At 64.7% G+C, this 24,461-nt stretch carries 13 protein-coding genes; 1 reads left to right on the top strand and 12 read right to left on the bottom strand.

All coding sequences use genetic code 11. The annotated features are described in order from the left end of the window. Nucleotides 1–18: 18 nt before the first annotated feature. The 3 genes from rpsG to ACTZWT_RS07045 all read right to left on the bottom strand — a co-directional run bounded on the left by rpsG (nt 19) and on the right by ACTZWT_RS07045 (nt 4,303). Nucleotides 19–489: a 30S ribosomal protein S7 gene (gene rpsG / locus ACTZWT_RS07035; protein WP_322517519.1), complete on the bottom strand. Its 471-nt coding sequence runs from the start codon at nt 487–489 to the stop codon at nt 19–21. Nucleotides 490–504: 15 nt separating this feature from the next. Beyond that, entirely contained in the window at nt 505–876 is a 372-nt protein-coding gene (gene rpsL, locus ACTZWT_RS07040; protein ID WP_011441182.1) for a 30S ribosomal protein S12, read from the bottom strand. 1,144 nt (nt 877–2,020) lie between these two features. Then, the gene (locus ACTZWT_RS07045; protein ID WP_444768952.1) at nt 2,021–4,303 is read right to left on the bottom strand and encodes a TonB-dependent siderophore receptor; all 2,283 of its coding nucleotides are present in this window, start codon (nt 4,301–4,303) and stop codon (nt 2,021–2,023) included. A gap of 514 nt (nt 4,304–4,817) precedes the next feature. Here ACTZWT_RS07045 and ACTZWT_RS07050 point away from each other — a divergent pair. Continuing rightward, a complete protein-coding gene (locus tag ACTZWT_RS07050; RefSeq protein ID WP_444768953.1) occupies nt 4,818–5,630 on the top strand; it encodes a hypothetical protein in 813 nt (270 codons plus the stop codon). 231 nt (nt 5,631–5,861) lie between these two features. Here ACTZWT_RS07050 and ACTZWT_RS07055 read toward each other — a convergent pair whose 3' ends face one another. From ACTZWT_RS07055 to ACTZWT_RS07095, 9 genes are all read right to left on the bottom strand, one after another. Continuing rightward, nucleotides 5,862–7,976, bottom strand: a complete 2,115-nt coding sequence (locus ACTZWT_RS07055; protein WP_444768954.1) for an ATP-binding cassette domain-containing protein — start codon at nt 7,974–7,976, stop codon at nt 5,862–5,864. A gap of 127 nt (nt 7,977–8,103) precedes the next feature. Next, entirely contained in the window at nt 8,104–10,164 is a 2,061-nt protein-coding gene (locus ACTZWT_RS07060; RefSeq protein ID WP_444768955.1) for an FAD-dependent oxidoreductase, read from the bottom strand. Nucleotides 10,165–10,465: 301 nt separating this feature from the next. Further along, on the bottom strand, nt 10,466–14,668 hold the full coding sequence (rpoC, locus tag ACTZWT_RS07065) for a DNA-directed RNA polymerase subunit beta' (protein ID WP_444768956.1): 4,203 nt from the start codon (nt 14,666–14,668) through the stop codon (nt 10,466–10,468). A gap of 152 nt (nt 14,669–14,820) precedes the next feature. Then, entirely contained in the window at nt 14,821–18,993 is a 4,173-nt protein-coding gene (gene rpoB / locus ACTZWT_RS07070; RefSeq protein WP_444768957.1) for a DNA-directed RNA polymerase subunit beta, read from the bottom strand. A gap of 538 nt (nt 18,994–19,531) precedes the next feature. Beyond that, a complete protein-coding gene (gene rplL / locus ACTZWT_RS07075; protein WP_444768958.1) occupies nt 19,532–19,903 on the bottom strand; it encodes a 50S ribosomal protein L7/L12 in 372 nt (123 codons plus the stop codon). A gap of 54 nt (nt 19,904–19,957) precedes the next feature. Then, complete coding sequence (rplJ, locus tag ACTZWT_RS07080; protein WP_444769224.1) at nt 19,958–20,476, bottom strand: 50S ribosomal protein L10; 519 nt, start codon at nt 20,474–20,476, stop codon at nt 19,958–19,960. A gap of 660 nt (nt 20,477–21,136) precedes the next feature. Further along, nucleotides 21,137–21,790, bottom strand: a complete 654-nt coding sequence (locus tag ACTZWT_RS07085; RefSeq protein ID WP_444768959.1) for an Isoquinoline 1-oxidoreductase subunit — start codon at nt 21,788–21,790, stop codon at nt 21,137–21,139. Then, nucleotides 21,787–23,955, bottom strand: coding sequence for a molybdopterin cofactor-binding domain-containing protein (locus ACTZWT_RS07090; protein ID WP_444768960.1), 2,169 nt, complete (start codon nt 23,953–23,955; stop codon nt 21,787–21,789). Before ACTZWT_RS07090 ends, ACTZWT_RS07085 begins: the two co-directional genes overlap by 4 nt. A gap of 3 nt (nt 23,956–23,958) precedes the next feature. Continuing rightward, nucleotides 23,959–24,423: a (2Fe-2S)-binding protein gene (locus ACTZWT_RS07095; protein ID WP_444768961.1), complete on the bottom strand. Its 465-nt coding sequence runs from the start codon at nt 24,421–24,423 to the stop codon at nt 23,959–23,961. Between the last annotated feature and the right edge of the window lie 38 nt (nt 24,424–24,461).

Genomic DNA, 24,461 nt, shown 5'->3' on the forward strand with positions numbered 1-24,461 from the left:
GCTTCCGTTGCTTCGCCGTTACCAGCGATAGTGCGAGAACGCGCGGTTGGCTTCCGCCATCTTGTGCACGTCTTCACGCTTCTTGACGGCGTTGCCGCGATTGTTCGAGGCGTCGAGCAGTTCGGCCGACAGCCGCTCCGTCATGGTCTTCTCGTTGCGGCCGCGGGCGGCCGTGATCAGCCAGCGGATACCCAGCGCCTGGCGCCGGGTGCTGCGGACTTCGACCGGCACCTGATAGGTCGCACCGCCGACGCGGCGGGAGCGGACCTCGATGGCCGGCATGACGTTTTCGAGCGCCTGCTCGAACACGCCGAGCGGCGGCTGCTTGGTCTTGGCCTCGATGAGGTCGAGCGCACCATAGACGATGCCCTCGGCGACCGACTTCTTGCCGGCATACATCACCGAATTCATGAACTTCGTGACCACGATGTTCCCGAACTTCGGATCCGGCAGAACTTCGCGCTTTTCAGCTGCATGACGACGAGACATGATTCAGTTTCCCGCTTACTTCGGACGCTTCGCGCCGTACTTCGAACGACGCTGCTTACGGTTCTTGACGCCCTGGGTATCGAGGACGCCGCGGAGAATGTGGTAGCGCACGCCGGGCAAATCCTTGACGCGGCCGCCGCGGATCATGACCACCGAGTGCTCCTGAAGGTTGTGGCCTTCACCCGGAATGTAACCAATCACCTCGAAGCCATTGGTCAGGCGGACCTTGGCGACCTTACGAAGAGCCGAGTTCGGCTTCTTCGGCGTCGTGGTGTAGACGCGGGTGCACACGCCGCGCTTCTGCGGCGACTGCTGGAGCGCAGGAACCTTCTTGCGCGACTTCTGCACAACACGCGGACGTGCGATCAGCTGGTTGATCGTCGGCATCTTCGCCTTCACCCTTAGCTTCACGCGAAACCTTTATGGGGCTTCGCAAATTCGTTCGGGGCACCCGCCCCAGCGGCCGCCTCGCAGGATTGGAGCAAGTCCAATCGCGCAAAGCGAAATCGCGCCAGCCACTCATTTCTGAGCGGAAAGCGCTTCCATGCAACAGAGGACCGCAGCACAGTCCGGACAGCATCGGCTGACCGGCTCGTACCGAGGTCATGCTTCCAAAACAGTCCTCAGGAGAAAAAGACTCCGGAGAACGATGAACGTCCTGGCATTGCCTGGCTTATAGAGACAGCGTTTGAGCGTCTTGGGTCGAGGTTGGTGCCCGAAATCCGTGAGGACGTCCGGGTGGTCCGTTCCGACGTTGGCGAAGCTCACCGCCTGTCTTGAAGTGGCCGGGTTTTATCGGCGCAGGCCCCGCAAGTCAAGGCAAAACCGAAGGTCCGACGTCGTTCTCACGTCGCGGCCCGCCGTCCCCGCAACCGCACAAAATGCCCGCCGATCAAGGGCTTTTTCAGGTCGATGGGGCGCTCGACATCGGCTCGGCGAGGCGCTGCAGCGACGATCGGCACAGGCGCCCGTTGGCGCGTGTGCGCGTCGAATCGGGAGATCCGGGAGAATCGCATGGGAAAATCGGAGGATTCGCCCGCCGACGAAACGGCGGAACGCCTCCGCGGCGCGTGAACTGGGCCGAATCGACCGCCCCTCTGCAACCGACGGCAAAGCGAATGTCGGAAACTCTGAAAATTTCGAGAAACCATGCCATGAAAAAATGACGCGACAGCGACGCTTCGACGTTTTGGCGACAATCAACGACGCTGGTCAGGGGATACCGCACAATCTCCTTTCCCATGAGAGCAGGACCGCGATCACCGGTCCGCCGAACGCAAGTTGCGCCTCCGGGCGGGCGTTCACTGGCAAGGGGGCGATCAACGCGAGCCTGGTCTCAGAAAGGAGATCAGGGCGACCATGGGTCCGATCCCCCATCCCCGGACCTCGGCACACGCGACGAGCGAAGCCGACAAGGCCACGCTGCGGGCCGGCGGTCCTGAATACGCGAGCACGCGGCAGCGGCCAGGATACCGCGACCGGCACAGTTCCCGGTGCGAGCGGCGCGGCTGTCAGGCCGCGCCGTCGCCACCTACCAGCGATAGGTCAGCGTCGCCACCACGGTCTGCGGATCGCCGTAGCGGCAGCCGGAGGCGGCGACGCAGACGACGTAACCCTTGTTGAACAGGTTCTTCACATTCAGCCGGGCCTGGAAGCCGTTCAGCTCGCGCGCCAGATGTTTGAGATCGTAGGACGCCGTCAGATCGGTGACGACGTAGCTCGGAACATCGAGACTGCTGCCCGGTAGATTCGTCTCTCCGACGAAGCGCACACCGCCGCCGAACTTGAAGCCGTACCAGCCGACCGAGCCGAAATCATACAGGCCCCAGATCGACGCCGCGTTGTAGGGAACGAGGGCGGTACGCTCGCCGAGCAAGGCGATGTTGTTCGATCGCGTGGTGCGGGCGTCGGTGTAAGTGTAGGACGAGACGACGCTGACGGGACCGACTTCGGCCTTGGCTTCGAGTTCGACGCCCCGCGACGTCACCTCCCCGCTCTGCACCGAGAAGGTGATATCGACCGGATCCGGCGTCAGCACGTTCTGCTGGGTGATCTGAAACGCCGCGGCGCTGAACAGCATCTTGCTGCCGGGCGGTTGATAGCGAACGCCCGCCTCATATTGTTCGCCACGCGTCGGCGCGAATGGATTACCCAGACGGTCGACTCCCAGCACCGGGGCGAAGGATTGGCTGAACGAGGCATACGGCGCGACGCCATTGTCGAACAGATAGACCGCGCCGGCGCGGCCGGTCCAGGCGTCGTCTTCCTGCGTCGTCAGCACGGAGGTCCGGAACACCCTGGTTTGAACGTCGCTGAAATCCTTCCGACCGCCGAGCAGCAGCACGAATTTGTCGTAGATCTTGATCTGGTCCTGGACATAGATGCCGACCTGATTGCTCAACGTATTCGAACCGCGATCGACGCTGCGATTGACCGTAACGGCTGTGTTGTAGACGGGATTGAAGACGTCGATCGACGTCGCCGTTCCCGTGTAGCGATTCGAATTCAGGACACTGCGATAATAATCCACGCCCGCAATCACGGTGTGCGCCGTCGGGCCCGCGACGAATTTGAACTCGGCCGACGTATCGACCGCGAAGCCGTTGCCGCGCTCGATACGGCTGCTGACCGATCGCGAAGCGGTGCGTCCGTCGGCACCGATAGCGCCGAGCTGCAAATAGTCCCAATTCGTGGTGGCGTCGTAGAGACGAAGATTCTGCCGTAGCTTCACGGCATTGTTGAAGGCGTGCTCGAACTGATAGCCGACGGTGCCGGCCTTCGAGTCGAACCGATCGAAATTGGGCTCCCCCAGAAACAGATTCGACGGGATCTTGCCGACGCTGGTCGGAACGACGGTGCCCACCGCAGGCAGCGGGGTCGGGAATCGGGTTTTGACCTCCTGATAATAGCCGAACACGGTCAACGAGGTGTCGGCATTCGGCCGCCACGTCACCGCGGGCGCCAAATAGAGCTTGTCGTCGGGCACGTATTGGGTCGGGGCATCGGCATCACGCAGCAGCCCGGTGAATCGATAGAGCAGCGACCCGTCGTCGACGAGCTTGCCTCCGACGTCGGCGGAGATTTCCTTGCGCTGATAGTCGCCGACGCTGACATTCACTTCACCGAACGGGACATCGGTCGGTCGCTTGCTGACGGCATTGATCAGACCGCCGGGGCCGAGTTGGCCGAACAGAATCGATGACGCCCCCTTCACGACTTCGAGCCGCTCGAGGCCGAACGGCTCCATGGTCGAATCGTACACGCCCGACGTCAGCTTGAGTCCGTCGCGAAGAATGCCGGAATTGCCGGCGGCGACGTCGAATCCGCGAATGGAGATGTTGTCGCTGACGCGGGCGAACGAGGACGCTTGAACGCCGACGCCCGGCACGTAGTTCAGGACCTCGCCGAGCGTCTGACCACCCTGGTCGCGGATCTGTTCGCGCGACACGACCGAGATCGTCTGCGGCGTTTCAAGGATCGGCGTGTCGGTCTTGGTTGCCGACGCGCTGCGCGATGCCACATAGCCGTTGACGGGTCCAGTGGCTGTTTCGACGGCTTGCGACGAAGGCGTCGGGATCGAGCGCACCTCGGCGGCTGGCCGTCGGCGCGTATTGCGCGCGGCGGTGACGCGACGCGACGACGTGCGCGCCGACGCCGGCCCGACACTCGGTCGCTGTGCCCGAGGTGCTTCGATCGTCACCGGCGGCAGACTGACCTGCCCCATCGCCGGACTGGCGAGATCGAGCGATAGTGCGAGTAGAGCAACGCCACCAAGGCGCGCTGAATGCGAGGCCTTGAACTTCCAAATAATCATATCGCAGGCATCCCCAGCTCATACGCACGAAAGTGCATTTCCGATCCGCGATTGCCACAGCCGCTCGAGGTTTCAAAGGGGCGCAGAGTTAGAAGGGGTTTAAACGCGACGCATCGCGGTGATGTGCGCGACGCAAATCGATACGAACGCATGACGGGATTTCTTGGGGACGCTGACGCGAAACGGAAATCGCTGAGATGGAGTTGCATGCGACCGAACCTCGCGCGATCGCTGCACCTCGTGCCGAAGTGTCACCAGCAGTGCGAAACCCGTAACGGATCGCTGTTTTCAAGGCCCACGGCTGATCGGCGGGATTGCGGTCGGCGCCTGCTCCGTGCTTACTGATCGACGTCCGGGCAGTGGCGGACCGGCGGTTGTAAAACGTGGGAGCCGATCCGTGTCGGAGTCGTGGCGGAACGGTCGGTACAGCGTGACGCATTGCGGGCCGTCGCGGCACGCCGCAGCCTGCTTGTCGCTGGCAGCGCTTCTATGCCTGCAGCTTCCCGCCCTCGCCTTGGCCAGCGGTGCCGATGATGACGACGTCGCCAAGCCCAGCGCGCCGCAAGTCTATCTCGACTTGCGCAGCTATTATTCCCGGGTCCCGGCCGGCGCGCTGTCGATCGGCTTCAGCCATCCGGCGGGCGCGCTGTCGCAATTGACCTCGCTGGCCGCCCTGCCCGCGCCGTCGCTGCCGGCCAGCCAGGGCGTCGGCTTCGACGTGCCGCTGACGGTGGACGTCAACGATCAGGTCTCGCTGTATGGCGGCTTCAGCGCCACCGCGTCGAAGGCCGGCGATCTCGACTGGAGCGCGGTCGCGATCACGAGCTGGAACCTCGGCGTTCAGGCCGACATCTTCCAGCAGAACGGCGGCGCGATCCCGACCCTGACGCTGCAATCGACCCTGACCCGCGCGGTGCCGTCCGGGCCGCTGGCGACCACATCGCTGAACACGATCCTGGAGGCGAGCTACGCGCTCGACGCCGACGAAACCCGCGGATTTCTGGCCGGGGTGCAATCGACACTGACGGCGATCGACGCCGACCGCGCCGAGATCCGGCCGAACTGGGTCGGCTGGCTCGGCGGCTTCTATCAGTGGGAGAACAACTGGAAGGTGTCGGCCCGCGCCGGCGTGCAGTCGTTCGGCGGCGCGCAGCTGCTGAATCTCACGCCGCTCGACCCGTTCACCCAGCCGATCCTGCGGCTCGATCTCGACAAGATGGACGACGACGACAACCGCCGGTTCGGCGTCACCGCCCAGATCGCCTGGACGCCGAAGCCGGCCTATCAGCTCATCGTCCGGACGCCGCTGTATCTGACGAAGAACTGAGGGCACCGGCTCGCGCCGACGGCGCGATCCCCGTCGTTCCGCGCAGAGCGTCATCCTGAGGTGCGCGCCCTTGCGCGCCTCGAAGGATGCTGCCGATGGGTGCCTGCGGCCCATCCTTCGAGGCACGTCGCTCCGCGCTTTGGCGCGTCACGACGTCCACCTCAGGATGACGCTGTCCTGTCGGGGAGTCCGCGAACGCGGTCGGAAGCTCGCTCGCCCGCGGCGCGCCGATCACTCGTCATCGTCGTCATCATCATCGTCGTCGTTGCGGCTGCCGTGACGGCCGTGGGTCTGGTCGTCCCACAGCTTGCGGTAGACGCCGTCCCTGGCCAGCAGTTCCTTGTGCGAGCCGCGTTCGATCGCCCGGCCGCCCGAGATGACGATGATCTCGTCCATCCCGACCACCGAGGCGAGCCGGTGGGTCGAGAAGATCATGGTGCGGCCGCGCGCCAGCTTCAGCAGCGTCTTGTTGATCGCCGCCTCGGTGGTCTGGTCGAGCGCCGAGGTCGCCTCGTCGAGCAGCAGCACCGAGGGATCGCGGACGATCGCGCGTGCGATCGCCAGACGCTGGCGCTGGCCGCCCGACAGCGTGTCGCCGCGCTCGCCGACCACCGTGTCGTATTTGTCCGGCAGGCTCATGATGTAGCGGTGGATCTCGGCCTTCTTGGCGGCCGCGACCACCTCGGCGTCGGTGGCGCCCTCCTTGCCGAGCCGGATGTTCTCGCGGATCGACATGTTGAACAGCATGTTCTCCTGGAACACCACGGCCATGCTCTGCCGCAGCGAATCCAGCGTCACCTTGCGGACGTCGACGCCGTCGATGCTGACGCGGCCCTCGTCGGGCTGATACAGCCGCAGGATCAGGTTGAGCAGCGTGCTCTTGCCCGAGCCGCTGGGCCCGACGATGGCGATGGTCTTGCCGGCCTGCAGCCTGAGACTGAGATTGTCCAGCACCGGCCGCTCCGCGCCCTCATAGGCGAAGGTCACGCGCTCGAAGGCGATGTTGTCGGTGATGCGCGGCAGTTCGGCGGCGCCCGGCCGGTCCGCGATCGGCACCTCCTCGTCGAGCAGTTCTTCCATGTGGCGCACCGCGGCGGAGGCCTGGATCGCCACCGGGATGAACTGCATCAGATGCGCGATATTGTACGACACCTCCCAGAACGCGCTCTCGAAGGTGACGAAGGTGCCGACCGTGATCTGGCCCTTGGTGGCGAGATAGGCGCCGATCGCCAGCACCACGATGTGCAGCAGCAGCACCGCGACGGTGACCGATCGCTCGACCATCGTGCGCAGGAACACCGCCTCGGCGATCTTGTTCCGCGTCGTGTTGTTGCGCAGCGTGAAGAAGCCGAACATCTTGCGCTGCAGGCTGAACGCCTTGACCACGGCCTGCGCGCCGACGCTCTCCTGCACCATGCCGAGCAGCCCGGCCTCCTGAACCTTCTGCTCGTAATTGGCCTTGACCGCCTTCGGCGTCAGGATGCGCGGGCCGATCAGCGTGATCGGGAAGATCAAGAGCGCGACCACGGCGAGCTGCCAGTTCAGGAACAGCATCAGGATGATGCCGGCGATCAGCTCGAGCAGCGGCAGCAGCGCGGTATTGGCGAAGATCTCGACCACGTTCTCGAACGCCGCCATGTCGATCGAGAACCGCGACAGCGTCTCGCCGCGCTTGGTGCGGGCGAAGTAGCCGGCCGGCAGGCGCTGGACGTGGTCGAACAGCCGGGTGCGCACGTCGCTGATCACCGCGGCGGCGAGTCGCGCGTCCCAGCGCTCGTACCAGATCGCCACGATCGACGTGATCACGCCGGCGACCGCGAGGATCGACAGGATCTTGTAGAGTTCCTGGAAGTCCTCCTCGCCGAGCGCGTCGTCGATCAGGAATTTCAGGCTGAGCGGCATGATGACGTTGAACAGGGTTTCGACGACGACGCCGAACACCACAATTGCGACCATCTTCCGGTAGTTCGGCAGGATCGGCCGCACGAACCGCGCCACCGTGGCGAGCGCGCCGGCGGCCTCGCGGGCGGTGAAGACGACGAGTTCCTCGTCGTCATCATCGTCGTCCTCTTCCGCCTCGTCCTCGTCGTCGTCATCATCATCGTCGTCGTCCGCCGCAGCCTTCGCGGGCGCCGGCGGCGTCTTGTCCTGGACGAGTTGCTTCAGCGGCGGCTTGGTGCCGGGAACCACGGCGGCGGTCTTGCCGACCGGCATGGCGAATTTCTCGTCGAGTGGCGACGCGGCGGCGTCGCCCTCGCCCGGTTTCGCGTCGGGAACGGCGGATTGATCAGCCGTCGGCGCGTCGGCCGGATCGGTCGGTGGCTTGGCAGGCGGCTTTCGGGCCATGTATCGAACCGGGGGTCGAACCGTGGATGGACGGCCAGCACGACCGCAATGACGAGCGCCGTGACTCGTGAGCCACGGCGTATCCTAAGGCGTATCCTAAGCTATCATCTCGAGCCCGGCAAAGCGCTCAGTCCTCGTCTTCGTCGTCGACCTTGTCGAAGAACGAGTAGCGCAGGCTGTCGGCGTCGCCGTACCACTGGCCCGGCCCCTTGCCGGCCTTCAGGGTCGCTTCCCAGAGCTTGTCGCTGACGTCGTTGCGATGCATCGCCAGATCGAAGCCGTTGCTGAAGAACAGTTCCGACCACTCCCACCAGGTGCCGAGCTTCTTCACGCCGCGCAGCAGGTCGTAGCGATCGATCACGCCCGGATCCATGTCGCTGGTCACCGAGCCGAACACCAGGCCGGTGCGCGTCACCCGGTTCAGTTCGCGGATCGCCTTGACGACGCGACTGTCCGGGACGTGGCACAGGCTGGTCTCGAACACGATGTCGAACGAAGCGTCCTCGAACGGCAGGTCGACGATCGAGCCGAACTGGTTGAACGGCTTCAGCGCCTCCGGCGTCCTGGCGAGGATGCCGCGGTTGTTGTCGACGCCCCAGGCGTCGATGCCGCGCTCGCGCAGCGCGCCGACCAGTTCGCCGCTGGCCGCGCCCGCGACCAGCAGTTTGACGCCCTGGGGCACGTCCCAGACCGTCCTGATCATCGCCAGCAGATAGTCGGGGTCGGTGAACCGGTTCCAGACCTCGGCATAAGGTCCCTGATTGCGATAGTTGGCGAAATACGACGCGTCGATCTTGTCGGACGCCGCATTGCCCGCGAGCGCGCGGGCGCGGCGCAGCTTCATCGTCTCGGTGACGATGATGTCGGTGGCGGCGTCGGAGGAATCCAGCAGGCCGTTCAGCGTCGAATCGAACAGATAGTCGCCGACCACGACGAAGCCCGGGTGATTCTTCGGCTCCGGCCGGTGGTTGGTCATCACGTCGCGCGCCGGCAGGCCGCCGGGGATGCAGTTGACCGACGACAGCCAGCGATGGGTCTTTGATTCGAGGAAATGCTCGCGCGCTTCGCCGAACGCCGCCGGCAGCGACTTCAGCGCCAGATCGGTCAGTTCGTCGTCGGTGAGGTTCGAGAACGCCAACGCGTCGGAGCCCGCGACCAGGAAGTTTAGCACGCCGTATTTGCCGACGTCGTGGCGCGCGCCCTCGTTGTAGACGCAGCAGCCGCCGAACGCTTCCGACATGAACCACGCGCCGGGGATCTTGTCGCCCCAGAACGGGCCGTCGAACAGCAGCGAGATCCGCAGATAATGCGCGGGCCGGTCGAAATAGGCGACGTGCTTGACCATCGCCTTGCGGAGCTGTTCGTCGCCCCAGCCCAGCGTCGCGAGCCAGTTGTGCGGCAGGCACATCAGCACGAGATCGAAGTCGCGCGTCTCCGGCCCCTTGCCGTTCATCATGTTCAGCTCGTAGCGGCCGCTCTCGGTCTTGCCGACCTTGAGGATGCGGTGGTTGAGCTGGATCTCGGCGTCGACCTCGGAGCGCAGCCCCTCGATCAGTTGCTCGTTGCCGTTCTGGATCGAATACAGGCCGATATAGCCGTCGATATCCATCACGAAATTCTTCAGCGCGTTGAGGCCGTTGGTGTTGTGGCTCTCGGTGGCGATGTCGGACCGCGCCATCACCTTGAAGAAGCGCTTGGCGACCGGGTCGTCGATCTCCTTGTCGAGCAGTTGCTCGCAATTGGTCCAGGCCCAGGGATGCTCGTTGTCGTGCGCGCCGACGCCTTCGTAATATTCCAGCGGCGTCACCATCTCGCTGCAGGTCTTGCGGAAGGCGAGGATCGCGTCGGCGGTCTTGTCACCGTACTTCCGGCGCATCCCCGGCACGTCGTCGAGCAGTTCGCCGTCGAGCTGGACCTGTTCGGCGTCCATCGGAATCGTCTGCAGCCCGAAATGCTGCACCAGTTCGCGCAGCGGGTCCGGCCCGGTCATCGAGTAGTCGTACAGTTCGGCGACCCCGGCCTCGTACAGCGCCGGCGCGGTGTCGAAGGTGCGGGACACGATCTTGCCGCCGAGCCGGTCGGACGCCTCGAAGATCGTCACCCGGCACATCGGTCCGAGCTTCTTTTTCAGATACCAGGCGCTCATCAGTCCGCCCGGGCCGCCACCAACGATCGCAAGGTCAAACATCTGGTTCTTTCAACACATCGGCGCAGGCCGTCCGGCCGCGCGCAGCCATACCCGATCCGCCCCGCCGGCGCCCGGCAGACCGATTCTGTGCGAAAATCAGCTTATGTTCAAAGACTTAACGCTGATTTTGGCGCGGAATCCGCGCTCCCGGAGCACGGATCGCATCGTTCATGAACAGCAAGGCGGCTTTCACCTGAAGGAAACATGAACGGACCGTAATGCGTAGCCCCAAAAGCCGGGCAGACGCAAAAAAGGCCGGCTTTCGCCGGCCTTCTTCAGATTGCATCGCAGCAGCGGCGCCCTACTCGACCGGCGGCAGCGCCAGCGGTTCGGCTTCCGGCGCGGCGGGCGGCACGATGGTCGCCTGCTTCTCGCGTTCGTCGAGGATCATGCGATCCCGCTTCATCGCGACCTCGCGGAGCTTGGCCATCGAGGCGCCGGTGCCCGCCGGGATCAGCCGGCCGACGATGACGTTTTCCTTGAGGCCTTCCAGCGGGTCCACCTTGCCGTTGACGGCGGCTTCGGTGAGCACGCGGGTGGTCTCCTGGAACGACGCCGCCGAGAAGAACGAGCGGGTCTGCAGGCTCGCCTTGGTGATGCCGAGCAGAACCGGCGTTCCGGTGGCGATCTTCTTGCCCTCGTCGCGCGCCTTGGCGTTGAGCTGGTCGAACTCGATCTTGTCGATCTGTTCGCCCGAGATCATGTCGGTCTCGCCCTGGTCGGTGATCTCGACCTTCTGCAGCATCTGGCGAACGATCACCTCGATGTGCTTGTCGTTGATCAACACGCCCTGGAGCCGGTAGACCTCCTGGATTTCGTTGACCAGATAGGCCGCGAGTTCCTCGATGCCCTTGATCGCCAGGATGTCGTGCGGCGCCGGGTTGCCTTCGACGATGAAGTCGCCCTTTTCCACGATGTCGCCGTCCTGAAGGTGGATGTGCTTGCCCTTCGGGATCAGGTACTCGCGCGCCTCTTCTTCACTGTCCATCGGTTCGATCGAGATCCGACGCTTGTTCTTGTAGTCGCGACCGAACCGGATGGTGCCGGCGATTTCCGCGATGATGGCGGCGTCCTTCGGCTTGCGGGCCTCGAACAGTTCCGCGACGCGCGGCAGACCGCCGGTGATGTCGCGGGTCTTGGCGCTCTCAGTCGAGATACGCGCCAGGATGTCGCCCGGCTTCACCTTAGCGCCGACGTCGACCGACAGAATGGCGTCGACCGACAGCATGTAGCGGGCGTCACCGCCGCGCGCCAGCTTCAGCACCTTGCCGTCCTTGCCCTTGACCACGATCGCCGGACGCAGATCCGCGCCACCGCGGGTCGAGCGCCAGTCGATCACGATACGCTTGGCGATACCGGTCGATTCGTCGAGCGTTTCCGAGATCGACTGATCCTCGATCAGATCCTCGAAATCGATCGTGCCCTCGACCTCGGTCAGCACCGGACGGCTGTACGGATCCCACTCGGCGATGCGCTGGCCGCGCTCCACCGTGTCGCCCTCGTCGACATGCATGCGGGCGCCGTATTGAATACGGTGGGTCGCACGCTCGGTGCCGTCGGGATCGACGATCGCAACCACCATGTTGCGGACCATCGCGACGTTGTGGTTTTCGCCGTTCCTGGCGATCGCCTTGTTCTTGATGACGACCCTGCCGGCAAAGGTCGACTCGATCACCGATTGCTCGTTGATCTGCGCCGCCCCGCCGATGTGGAAGGTGCGCATCGTCAGCTGCGTGCCGGGTTCGCCGATCGACTGCGCGGCGATGACGCCGACAGCCTCGCCGTGATTCACCGGGGTGCCGCGGGCGAGATCGCGCCCGTAGCAGCTGCCGCAGATGCCGTTGACCAGCTCGCAGGTCAGAGCCGAGCGGATCTTCACTTCCTGGACGCCGGCCTGGTGGATCGCTTCGATGTCGCGCTCCTCCATCAGCACGCCCTTCTTGACGATCACCTCGTTGGTCTGCGGATCGCGCACGTCTTCGCCCGCGGTGCGGCCGAGGATGCGCGAGCCGAGCGACGCCACCACGGTGCCGGCGTCGATGATCGCCCGCATCTTGATGCCGAGCGAGGTGCCGCAATCATCCTGGGTGATGATGCAGTCCTGCGCCACGTCGACCAGACGGCGGGTCAGGTAGCCGGAGTTCGCGGTCTTCAACGCGGTGTCCGCGAGGCCCTTACGGGCGCCGTGGGTCGAGTTGAAGTATTCGAGAACCGAGAGGCCTTCCTTGAAGTTCGAGATGATCGGCGTCTCGATGATCTCGCCCGACGGCTTGGCCATCAGGCCGCGCATGCCGGCGAGCTGACGCATCTGGGCGGGCGAACCACGCGCGCCGGAATGAGCCATCATGTAGATCGAGTTGACCTGGCTCTCCGCGCCGGAGGTGTCCCTCCGGACCGCGGAGATTTCCTTCATCATCTCCTTGGCGATTTCCTCGGTGGCCTTCGACCAGGCGTCGACCACCTTGTTGTACTTCTCGCCATGGGTGATCAGGCCGTCGTTGTACTGCTGCTCGAAATCCTTCGCCAGCGTACGCGTGGTGTCGACGATCTTCCACTTCGAGGCCGGCACGACCATGTCGTCCTTGCCGAAGGAAATGCCCGCCTTGAACGCGTTGAAGAAGCCCAGCGCCATGATGCGGTCGCAGAAGATCACCGTCTCCTTCTGGCCGCAGTGGCGATAGACCTGATCGATCACGCTGGAGATCTCGCGCTTGGTCATCAGCTTGTTGATGACCTCGAACGGCAGCTTCACCGATTTCGGCAGAACCTGGCCGAGCAGGATGCGGCCGGCGGTGGTTTCGATCAGCCGCTGGTACGGCTTGCCCTCGTCGTCGAGCGAGTCCCAGCGATATTTGATCTTGGTGTGCAGATGGATGACCTTGGAGAACAGCGCGTGCTCGAGCTCCGCGAGGTCGCCGAACACCTTGCCCTCGCCCGGCAGCCCTTCCCGCAGGATCGACAGGTAGTAAAGGCCGAGCACGATGTCCTGCGACGGCACGATGATCGGCTGGCCGTTCGCGGGATGCAGGATGTTGTTGGTCGACATCATCAGCACGCGCGCTTCGAGCTGCGCTTCGAGCGACAGCGGGACGTGCACGGCCATCTGGTCGCCGTCGAAGTCGGCGTTGAACGCGGCGCAGACCAGCGGGTGAAGCTGGATCGCCTTGCCTTCGATCAGCACCGGCTCGAACGCCTGGATGCCCAGACGATGCAGCGTCGGCGCGCGGTTCAGCAGCACCGGATGCTCGCGGATCACCTCGTCGAGGATGTCCCAGACCTCGGGACGCTCCTTCTCGACCAGTTTCTTGGCCTGCTTCACGGTGGTCGACAGACCCTTGGCGTCGAGCCGCGAATAGATGAAGGGCTTGAACAGTTCGAGCGCCATCTTCTTCGGCAGGCCGCACTGGTGCAGCTTGAGCTCCGGACCGACCACGATCACCGAACGGCCCGAATAGTCGACGCGCTTGCCGAGCAGGTTCTGACGGAACCGGCCCTGCTTGCCCTTCAGCATGTCGGCGAGCGACTTCAACGGACGCTTGTTGGCGCCGGTGATGACGCGGCCGCGGCGGCCGTTGTCGAACAGCGCGTCGACGGCCTCCTGCAGCATTCGCTTTTCGTTGCGGATGATGATGTCCGGCGCGCGCAGCTCCATCAGCCGCTTCAAGCGGTTGTTACGGTTGATGACGCGGCGGTACAGGTCGTTCAGATCCGAGGTCGCGAACCGGCCGCCGTCGAGCGGCACCAGCGGCCGCAGGTCCGGCGGGATCACCGGCACCACGGTCAGGATCATCCATTCCGGCTTGTTGCCGGAGAAGCGGAACGCCTCGACGATCTTCAGCCGCTTGGCGAGCTTCTTGTGCTTGATGTCGGAATCGGTCTCGGCCATCTCGACGCGCAGCTGCGCATCGATCTTCTCGAGCTCGAGCCCCTTCAGCAATTCGCGGATCGCTTCGGCGCCGATCATGGCGGTGAAGCTGTCCTGGCCGTACTCGTCCTGCGCGCGGAGGTACTCTTCCTCCGACAGCAGTTGACGCTCCTTGAGCGCGGTCAGACCCGGCTCCAGCACGACGTAGTATTCGAAGTACAGAATCCGCTCGAGGTCCTTCAGCGTCATGTCGAGCAACTGCCCGATCCGCGACGGCAAGGACTTCAGGAACCAGATGTGGGCGACCGGCGCGGCCAGCTCGATGTGGCCCATGCGCTCGCGTCTGACGCGCGACAGCGTCACTTCGACCGAGCACTTCTCGCAGATGATGCCCTTGTACTTCATCCGCTTGTACTTGCCGCACAGGCACTCGTAATCCTTGATCGGCCCGAAGATGCGGGCGCAGAACAGGCCGTCGCGCTCGGGCTTGAAGGTGCGGTAGTTGATGGTTTCCGGCTTCTTGATCTCGCCGTAGGACCACGACAGAATCTTCTCCGGCGACGCGATCGAGATCCGGATCTGGTCGAAGACCTGAGCCGGCGTCGTCGGATTGAACAGATTCATGATTTCTTGGTTCATCGTCTTCTCCTCGCGTACCGATCGTCACCGGCAGCAAATTCGAATTTCTCAGGGCAGCTCCCGTCCGCGCGCATTGCGTCGGCGCGGCGGGGATGCCCGGCCGGTTCGCGCGAAGATGAATTCGCGCAAACCGCCGGGCATGACGCTTGTCGTTACTCGGCCGCCTCGGCCGGGGGCGGCACGCCCAGCTTGGAATTGTGCAGGTCGACGTTGAGGCCGAGCGAGCGCATTTCCTTCACGAGCACGTTGAACGATTCCGGGATACCGGCCTCGAACGTGTCGTCGCCGCGCACGATCGCCTCGTACACCTTGGTGCGGCCGGCGACGTCGTCGGACTTCACCGTCAGCATTTCCTGCAGCGTGTAGGCGGCGCCGTAGGCTTCGAGCGCCCACACTTCCATTTCGCCGAAGCGCTGGCCGCCGAACTGCGCCTTGCCGCCCAGCGGCTGCTGGGTGACGAGCGAGTACGGACCGATCGACCGGGCGTGGATCTTGTCGTCGACGAGATGGTGCAGCTTCAGCATGTAGATGTAGCCGACCGTGACCTTGCGATCGAACTCGTCGCCGGTGCGGCCGTCATAGACGGTCGACTGGCCGGAGGCGTCGAAGCCCGCGAGCTTCAGCATCTCCTCGATGTCCGCTTCCTTGGCGCCGTCGAACACCGGAGTGGCGATCGGGACACCATGGCTGAGGTTGCGGCCGAGCTCGATCAGTTCGCCGTCGTCGAGCGACTTGATGGTCTCGTCGTCGCCGTAGATCTTCTTCAGGGTCTCGCGCAGCGGCTTGAGATCCTGCCTCTGATAATAGGCGTCGATGGTCTGGCCGATCTTCTTGCCCATGCCGGCGCAGGCCCAGCCGAGATGGGTCTCGAGGATCTGACCGACGTTCATGCGGCTCGGCACGCCGAGCGGATTCAGCACGATGTCGGCATGGGTGCCGTCCTCGAGGAACGGCATGTCCTCGATCGGCACGATCTTCGACACCACGCCCTTGTTGCCGTGGCGGCCGGCCATCTTGTCGCCCGGCTGGATCTTGCGCTTCACCGCGACGAAGACCTTGACCATCTTCATCACGCCGGGCGGCAATTCGTCGCCGCGCTGCAGCTTCTCGACCTTGTCGAGGAAGCGCTGCTCGAGGCCCTTCTTCGATTCGTCGTACTGCTTCCGCATGGCCTCGATCTCGGCCATCAGCTTGTCGTTCGGCGAAGCGAACATCCACCACTGCGACTTCGGATACTCCTCGAGCACCGCACGGGTGATCTTGGTGTCCTTCTTGAAGCCCTTGGGGCCGGCGACGCCCTGACGGTTGTCGAGCAGGTCGGCGAGACGGCCGTAGACGTTACGGTCGAGAATCGCCTGTTCGTCGTCGCGGTCCTTGGCGAGGCGTTCGATCTCTTCCCGTTCGATCGCCAGGGCGCGTTCGTCCTTGTCGACGCCGTGCCGGTTGAAGACGCGGACTTCGACGATGGTGCCCTGCACGCCCGGCGGCACCCGCAGCGAGGTGTCGCGAACGTCGGAAGCCTTTTCGCCGAAGATGGCGCGCAGCAGCTTTTCTTCCGGCGTCATCGGGCTTTCGCCCTTCGGCGTGATCTTGCCGACCAGGATGTCGCCGGCGCGAACTTCGGCGCCGATGTAGACGATGCCGGCTTCGTCGAGGTTCTTCAGCGCTTCTTCCGAGACGTTCGGAATATCACGCGTGATTTCTTCCGGACCCAGCTTGGTGTCGCGGGCCATCACTTCGAATTCCTCGATATGGATCGAGGTGAAGACGTCTTCCTTCACGATCCGCTCGGAGAGCAGGATCGAGTCTTCGAAGTTGTAGCCGTTCCACGGCATGAACGCGACCAGCACGTTGCGGCCGAGCGCGAGTTCGCCGAGGTCGGTCGACGGACCGTCCGCGATGATATCGCCGCGGGCGACGCGGTCGCCGACCTTCACCAGCGGACGCTGGTTGATGCAGGTCGACTGGTTGGAGCGCTGGTACTTCATCAGCCGGTAGATATCGACGCCCGACTTGGTCGGATCGAGATCTTCGGTGGCGCGGATGACGATACGGGTGGCGTCAATCTGGTCGATCACGCCGGTGCGGCGCGCCGCGATCGCAGCGCCCGAATCGCGGGCGACCACGCCTTCCATGCCGGTGCCGACGAACGGCGCCTCGGCGCGAACCAGCGGCACCGCCTGGCGCTGCATGTTCGAGCCCATCAGCGCGCGGTTGGCGTCGTCGTTCTCGAGGAACGGGATCAGCGCCGCGGCCACCGAAACGAGCTGCTTCGGCGACACGTCCATGTAGTCGACCTGGTCGGCCGGGATCAGCACGACGTCACGCGTGCCGCCAGCGCGACAAACAATCAGGTCGTCCGTGAAGCGGCCCTTGGCGTCGAGCGAGATGTTGGCCTGGGCCACCGCGTAGCGGCCCTCCTCCATCGCCGACAGATACACCACCTCGTCGGTGACGCGGCCTTCCTTGACCTTGCGATAGGGGGTCTCGACGAAGCCGTATTTGTTGACGCGCGCGAAGGTCGCGAGCGAGTTGATCAGGCCGATGTTCGGGCCTTCCGGCGTCTCGATCGGGCAGATCCGGCCGTAATGGGTCGGATGCACGTCGCGGACTTCGAAGCCGGCGCGCTCGCGGGTCAGACCGCCCGGGCCGAGCGCCGAGAGACGGCGCTTGTGGGTGATCTCGCTGAGCGGATTCGTCTGGTCCATGAACTGGGACAGCTGCGAGCTACCGAAGAACTCGCGCACCGCGGCAGCCGCCGGCTTGGCGTTGATCAGGTCCTGCGGCATCACCGTGTCGATATCGACCGACGACATCCGCTCCTTGATGGCGCGCTCCATGCGCAGCAGGCCGATGCGGTACTGGTTCTCCATCAGCTCGCCGACCGAACGCACCCGGCGGTTGCCGAGATGGTCGATGTCGTCGATCTCGCCCTTGCCGTCGCGCAGACCGACCAGGGTCTTGATCACCGCGAGGATGTCCTCCTTGCGCAGCGTGCGATGGGTATCGGGCGCATCGAGGTCGAGCCGCATGTTCATCTTGACGCGGCCGACCGCGGACAGGTCGTAGCGCTCGGCGTCGAAGAACAGCGACTGGAACATGTTCTGCGCGGAGTCGAGCGTCGGCGGCTCGCCCGGTCGCATCACCCGGTAGATGTCGAACAGCGCGTCCTCGCGCGTCATGTTCTTGTCGGCCGACAGCGTGTTGCGGATGTAGGGGCCGACATTAACGTGGTCGATGTCGAGCAGCGGCAGTTCCTTGTAGCCCTGCTCCAAGATCGCCTTCATCGGCGTGGTGCCGACGAACAGCTCGATTTCCTTGTCGTCGCCCTTGATCGGCTTGCCGGTCAGCTCGTCACCGGCTTCGGCGAAGATCTCGCCGGTCTTGGGGTTGACGAGGTCTTCGGCCAGGTAGTTGCCGACCAGTTCGGAGTCGGACAGCCGCAGCGCCTTGAGGCCCTTTTCCTGCAGCTGGCGCGCCGCGCGCACGGTCAGCTTCTTGCCGGCCTCGAGCACGACCTTGCCGGTGTCGGCGTCGATCAGGTCGTTGACGGTCGAGTAGCCGCGGAAGCGGCTGGCGTCGAACGGCACGCGCCAGCCTTCCTTGGTGCGCTTGTAGAGGATCTTGTTGTAGAAGGTCGACAGGATCTCTTCGCCGTCGAGCCCGAGCGCGAACATCAGCGACGTCACCGGAATCTTGCGGCGACGGTCGATACGCGCGAACACGATGTCCTTGGCGTCGAACTCGATGTCGAGCCAGGAGCCGCGATACGGGATGACGCGAGCGGCGAACAGCAGCTTGCCCGACGAATGCGTCTTGCCCTTGTCGTGATCGAAGAACACGCCGGGCGAACGGTGCATCTGCGAGACGATGACGCGCTCGGTGCCGTTGACCACGAAGGTGCCGTTCATCGTCATGAGCGGAATGTCGCCCATGTAGACGTCCTGCTCCTTGATGTCCTTGACCGAACGGGCGCCGGTTTCCTCGTCGATATCGAACACGATGAGGCGCAGCGTCACCTTCAGCGGCGCAGCATAGGTCATGCCGCGCTGGCGGCACTCGTCGACGTCGTATTTCGGCGGCTCGAATTCGTAGCGAACGAATTCCAGCATCGAGGCGTTGGAGAAGTCCGAGATCGGAAACACCGACCGGAACACCGCCTGCAGGCCCTCGTCGTCCCGCCCTCCGGGAGGTTCGGCGACCATCAGGAACTGGTCGTAAGACGCCTTCTGAACCTCGATGAGGTTCGGCATCTCGGCGACTTCCCGGATGTGACCGAAGAACTTGCGAACGCGTTTGCGACCGGTGAACGTCTGCTGCGCCATCGTGGCCTCTCATGTCGTCGCCCGGTGGGGCGAACCTTCCGAAGCGCGATCCGCATCGCCCCCGGGTTGAATTACGCACATCCGAAATTCAGAAGCCGAATGTCAGGAACTAGATCCTAAATTCCAGCAACACTTATTCCGAACGCAAAACGACGTGCGGGGCGCTCGCGCACCCGCCCGTCAAATCCTCTCGTCACAGACCGAAAAAGCCCGAAATTGCTGATTCTCCTAGAGGCTGCGCGGAATGTTACCATGTCCATCGCGCCTGCGCTTTCGTGCTGCCGAACCAATATGGGTCGACAATGTGGAAATTTGAGGGGGTTCCCCCGCTCATCCCCACACATTCCTGTGACGGCAACCGGGCCGGCACTCCTCACCGCCCCCACCGCCGCGACCGGGGCCGGCGAACCGGCCCCAACCGCTGAAGTCGCCCTGCCCGCCCCGTCATGGCCGGGCTTGTCCCGGCCATCCACGTTCTGGGGCAGATCCCCGGGTCTCGCTGACGCTCGCCCGGGGATTTCGCCTGAGTAACCTGCGGTTACTTGAGCTCAACCTTGGCGCCGGCCTTCTCGAGCTGGGCCTTGAGCTTGTCGGCTTCTTCCTTGTTGACGCCTTCCTTGATCGGCTTCGGAGCGCCCTCGACCAGGTCCTTGGCTTCCTTGAGGCCGAGACCGGTGATCGCGCGCACTTCCTTGATCACTTCGATCTTCTTGTCGCCAGCGGCGGCCAGAACGACGGTGAACTCGGTCTTCTCTTCGACGGCGGCGGCAGCGGCGCCCGGCGCAGCGGCAACAGCCACGGCGGCGGCGGCGGACACGCCCCACTTCTCTTCGAGGAGCTTGGCGAGCTCGGCGGCTTCGAGCACGGTGAGGCTCGAGAGGTCGTCAACAATCTTCTGCAGATCAGCCATTGAATCAGTTCCTTACGGGTATCAGTTCGAACCAGGGTTGAATGAGATGAAGCGTCAGGCCGCTTCGCTTTTGGAGGCATAGGCCTGAACCACGCGCGCGACCTTGGCCGCGGGAGCAGTCGTGAGCTGCGCAATCTTGGTGGCCGGCGCGACCAGAAGGCCGACCAGCTTGCCACGCAGTTCATCGAGCGACGGCAGCGAGGCCAGAGCCTTGACGCCATCGACATTCAGGACAGTTTTGCCCATCGAACCGCCGAGGATGACGAACTTCTCGTTCGCCTTGGCAAATTCGACGGCAACTTTCGGCGCCGCTACCGGATCGTCTGAAGTCGCGATCACGGTCGGCCCCTTCAGCAGGGAGCCGATGGCAACGACGTCGGTGCCTTCAAGAGCAATTTTGGCGAGACGGTTTTTCGAGACCTTCACCGACGCACCCGCCTGCTTCATCTGCGCACGCAGCTTCTGCATCTGGGCCACGGTGAGGCCGGAATAATGAGCGACGACCGCGACGCTGGTGGTCTGGAACAGACCGTTCAGCGATTCGACCGCCTCTTTTTTTGCCGCTCTTTCCACAGCAAGCTCTCTCCGGTTGGCGATCTCTGCGAACAGGACCGCCGGGTTGCACCCACCGTCCTGCCCCAACCTGACCTCAAGACACACGGTCTTCGGACACCAAGGGGCAAAACGATCTTGAACAGCCTGCCCTCCCGATCCGACGCCGGCCGAAGCCATTGCCCTCACGGGGTGTCGAGGTTCGAACCCTATCCGTGCCCGCCGCACGCGGCAGGACACAAAATCCGGTCTTCACCCGTCTATGCAGGCCATGCGATTAAGCCTCTGAAGAAACGCGAGTTTCGACGTCGGCGCCTGCAGTCTTGGACAGGACCGGAGTCGGTCGGAAGCCAGATCCGGCAAACCAGACCAGTCTTCCTGCGACCCCTGCCCGCACTCCCCGAAACGACAGTCCCCCTTCCTTCGAGCGATCCTGAGATGGACGACTTGAAGGACTGGTCTCCTATCGATACCGGTGATCGGAATGCGCGCACGAGCGCGCCAGCACCAGCCAGCACGCCCGGAAGGAACTGTTTAACGAGTCTGAACGGAGTTGCCAAGGCCGTTTTCAGGAAAACGGCATCTTTTATGCAAGGGCGAGGCCGGTCCCCGTGAACGACACTCGCCTCCGCCGCCCCGCCCGATCGCTGCTCCGCGAGAGGTACATCCGGGCGGCCGGGCTCACCCCTTCGGGCACGCCGCTCCCGCGTCGGCCCAGGCCTTGATCAGCGCGCCGAACTGCTTCTGGGTGCCGGGTGCCGGGGTGCGGCCGGCGCCGGGGTTCCAGCCCCAGCCCACCAGTTCGTCCTCCGCCATATGATGAACCAGCTTGGCCATGTCCATGTCGCCGTTGCGGGTTCGGTCCTTGAGCTGGACGCAGATCTGGCCGAGCGTCTTGCCCTGCCAGGCCATTTCCAGCGGCGCCAGCGCCCATTTCGGATTGCCGGGGACGCGGGCCGGATCGTAATTGGCATCGTGGTGGCAGGTGTTGCAGGCGAGTCCGCCGACCGGTCCGTGGCCGCCTTCGCCACGCACCACCAGCGGCTGGTGCGGCCGCATCGAGTCGGTCTGGGTCGGCCGGTCGCCCGCCGGGTGGCAGTTCATGCAGCGCGGCGAGGCGATCACCTTGCCGGCCTCCTCGAACAGCGCGACCGCGCGCGCCTGCTTGTCGCGGATCCTGGTGAAGTCCGACACCGGCCGCAGCGTCGCCGCGTTTGCAGCGGGCGTATTGGCCGCGTCGGCTTCGCCCTGCAGCGCGGGGCCGGCGATCGCCAGAATCCCCGCGGCCAGCGCGCCGGCCAATACCACCATCCCAGCGTGACGCAGCCGGCTCATGCGCTGGCTCCCGGCACGATCGGCAATTGCCGCGGGCGGCCCGCGCCGAGCTTCGCCATGGCATTGGCGACCGCCGGCCCGAGCGGCGGCACGCCGGGCTCGCCGACCCCGGTGGGCTTCTCGGTCGAGGCGACGATGGTGACGTCGATCTCCGGCATCTCGTCGATCCGCAGCGAGCGATAGGTGTCGAAATTGCCCGACACCGGCCGGCCCTGCTCCAGCGTCTGCTCGGCATAGAGGATGTGGCCGAGCGCGAAGCCGATGCCGCCTTCCATCTGCGCCCGGATGATGTCGGGATTGACCGCGACGCCGCAATCGACCGCGACCCAGACCTTGTGCACCTTCGGGCCGCTCTCGCCGATCGACAGTTCGACCACCTGCGCGACGAAGGTGTCGAAGCTCTCGACCACCGCAACGCCGCGGGCACGGCCCGGCTCAAGCCTGGCATTCTTCCAGTCGCTGCTCTGCGCCACCGCGCGCAGCACGCCGGCGTGGCGCGGCTTGTCCTTCATCATCGCGAGGCGTCCCCCGACCGGGTCCTGCCCCGCGGCCTCGAGCAACTGATCGACGAAGGCCTCGACCGCGTAGCCGGTGTGGGTGTGGCCGACCGAGCGCCACCACAGCACGGGCACGCCGAGATCGACCTGATGCACGTCGCATCTGAAATTGGCGATATCGTAGGGCGGCTCGTTCGAGCCCTCGTACACCGTCGGATCGAGGCCGTCCTTCATCATCATCGACTCGAACGCCGATCCCTTCATGATCGACTGCCCGACGATGGTGTCGCTCCAGGCGACGATCTTGCCGTCGCGGACCACGCCGCGCATCCGGTGGACGCCGAACGGCCGGTAGTAACCGCCGCGCATGTCGTCCTCGCGGGTCCACACCAGCTTGAGCTGCCGCCCGGGGCCGATCGCCTTGGCGACCTCGGCGAGTTCGCGCGCGACCTGGGCGGATTGCTGCGCGCGCCGGCCGAAGCTGCCGCCGGCCAGGATGGTCTGCAGCTTCACCTTGTCGACGCCGATGCCGAGCACTTCGGCGATCTCGCCGTGATCGGGCGTCGGAAACTGGCAGCCGTAGCGCGCCGAAGCGGTGTCGCCCTGCCAATGGATGAAGCCGTTGAGCGGCTCCATCGCGGCATGCGCGAGATACGGGAACACGAATTCGGCTTCGATCACCTGCCCGCCCTGCGCGATCGCGGCGTCGACATCGCCCTCCGCCTTGATCACGCGACCCGGCGTGGTCGACAGCTCGCGGAACTGCGCGAGGATCTCGGCCGTGCCACGCCGCTCGGCCTTGGCGTCGTCCCATTCGATCTCGAGTTTGTCCCGGCCCTGCTTCGCCGGCCAGAACCCCCTGGCGTAGACGGCGACGCCGGTCGGCACCTGCTTGACGTCGACCACGCCCGGCACCGCCCTGGCGGCTGCGGCGTCGAACGAGGCGACCTTGCCGCCGAACCGCGGCGGCCGCGCCACCAGCACCGTCAGCATCTCCGGCTCGTTGATATCGAGCGTGAAGATCGCCGAGCCGTCCGACTTGGCGACGCTGTCGAGCCGCTTCACCGCGCCTTCTTTGCCGATCAGCTTGAAATCCGCCGGGTCCTTCAGCTTCGGATCGCGCGGCGCCGGCATCTGCATCGCCTTGCCGGCGAATTCGCCGAACGTGCCCTGCTTGCCGGAGCGATGCTTGATCGCGCCGCCTTCGACGGTGATCTCCGACGCCGGCACGTCCCAGCTCTCCGCCGCCGCCGCGACCAGCATCTGCCGCGCCGCGGCGCCGACCTTGCGCATCTGCTCGTAGGAATTGGCGATGGCGCTGGAACCGCCGGTGCCTTGCACGCCGAACACCAGATTCTTGTACAGCGCCGGATTCGACGGCGCGTGATCGGCGCGCATCTGCGCCCAGTCTGCGTCGAGTTCTTCGGCGACCAGCGTCGCCATGCCGGTCAGCGGCCCCTGCCCCATCTCGATGTGTTTGCACAGCACGGTGACGGTGCTGTCGGGCGCGATGATCAGAAACGTGTTCGGCGCGATGTTGACCTGATGCGGCGCCGGCTGGTTCTGCGCGAAAGACGGCGTGCGGGTGGCAACATAGACGCCGATCGCGAGGCCGGCGCCGGCTTTCAGCACCGCGCGGCGGCTCAGGCTGCGGTCGTGGATCGTCATGGCTCAGCCCTCCAGCGATTTCGCGGCCTGATGGATCGCGGCGCGGATCCGCACATAAGTGGCGCAGCGGCAGATATTGCCGTTCATCGCCAGATCGATGTCGCGGTCGGTCGGCTTGCTGTTGCGCTGGAGCAGCGCGGTCGCGCTCATCACCTGGCCGGACTGGCAGTAACCGCATTGCGGCACGTCGATCGCGGCCCAGGCCTGCTGCACCGCGCGGCCTTCCTTGCTCTGCAGCCCCTCGATGGTGGTGATCTCACGGCCTTCGACCGCCGACACCGGCAGCGAGCAGGAGCGCAGCGTGGCGCCCCCGATCTGCACCGTGCAGGCGCCGCATTGCGCGACGCCGCAGCCGTATTTGGTGCCGGTCAATCCGGCGCCGTCACGGATCGCCCACAGCAGCGGCGTGTCCGGATCGACATCGATGGAATGGGACCGACCATTGATCCTGAGCGTGAAAGCCGCCATCGCCATTTCTCCCGACACACGCGCGGGAAAATAAGGGG

This window comes from Rhodopseudomonas sp. NSM, from assembly GCF_052445935.1.
Lineage (GTDB): Bacteria > Pseudomonadota > Alphaproteobacteria > Rhizobiales > Xanthobacteraceae > Rhodopseudomonas.

Bases quoted from the DNA above. Each gene is read 5' to 3' on its own strand.
- rpsG (WP_322517519.1), bottom strand. From the start codon at position 489: ATGTCTCGTCGTCATGCAGCTGAAAAGCGCGAAGTTCTGCCGGATCCG.
- rpsL (WP_011441182.1), bottom strand. From the start codon at position 876: ATGCCGACGATCAACCAGCTGATCGCACGTCCGCGTGTTGTGCAGAAG.
- ACTZWT_RS07045 (WP_444768952.1), bottom strand. From the start codon at position 4,303: ATGATTATTTGGAAGTTCAAGGCCTCGCATTCAGCGCGCCTTGGTGGC.
- ACTZWT_RS07055 (WP_444768954.1), bottom strand. From the start codon at position 7,976: ATGGCCCGAAAGCCGCCTGCCAAGCCACCGACCGATCCGGCCGACGCG.
- ACTZWT_RS07060 (WP_444768955.1), bottom strand. From the start codon at position 10,164: ATGTTTGACCTTGCGATCGTTGGTGGCGGCCCGGGCGGACTGATGAGC.
- rpoC (WP_444768956.1), bottom strand. From the start codon at position 14,668: ATGAACCAAGAAATCATGAATCTGTTCAATCCGACGACGCCGGCTCAG.
- rpoB (WP_444768957.1), bottom strand. From the start codon at position 18,993: ATGGCGCAGCAGACGTTCACCGGTCGCAAACGCGTTCGCAAGTTCTTC.
- rplL (WP_444768958.1), bottom strand. From the start codon at position 19,903: ATGGCTGATCTGCAGAAGATTGTTGACGACCTCTCGAGCCTCACCGTG.
- ACTZWT_RS07085 (WP_444768959.1), bottom strand. From the start codon at position 21,790: ATGAGCCGGCTGCGTCACGCTGGGATGGTGGTATTGGCCGGCGCGCTG.
- ACTZWT_RS07090 (WP_444768960.1), bottom strand. From the start codon at position 23,955: ATGACGATCCACGACCGCAGCCTGAGCCGCCGCGCGGTGCTGAAAGCC.
- ACTZWT_RS07095 (WP_444768961.1), bottom strand. From the start codon at position 24,423: ATGGCGGCTTTCACGCTCAGGATCAATGGTCGGTCCCATTCCATCGAT.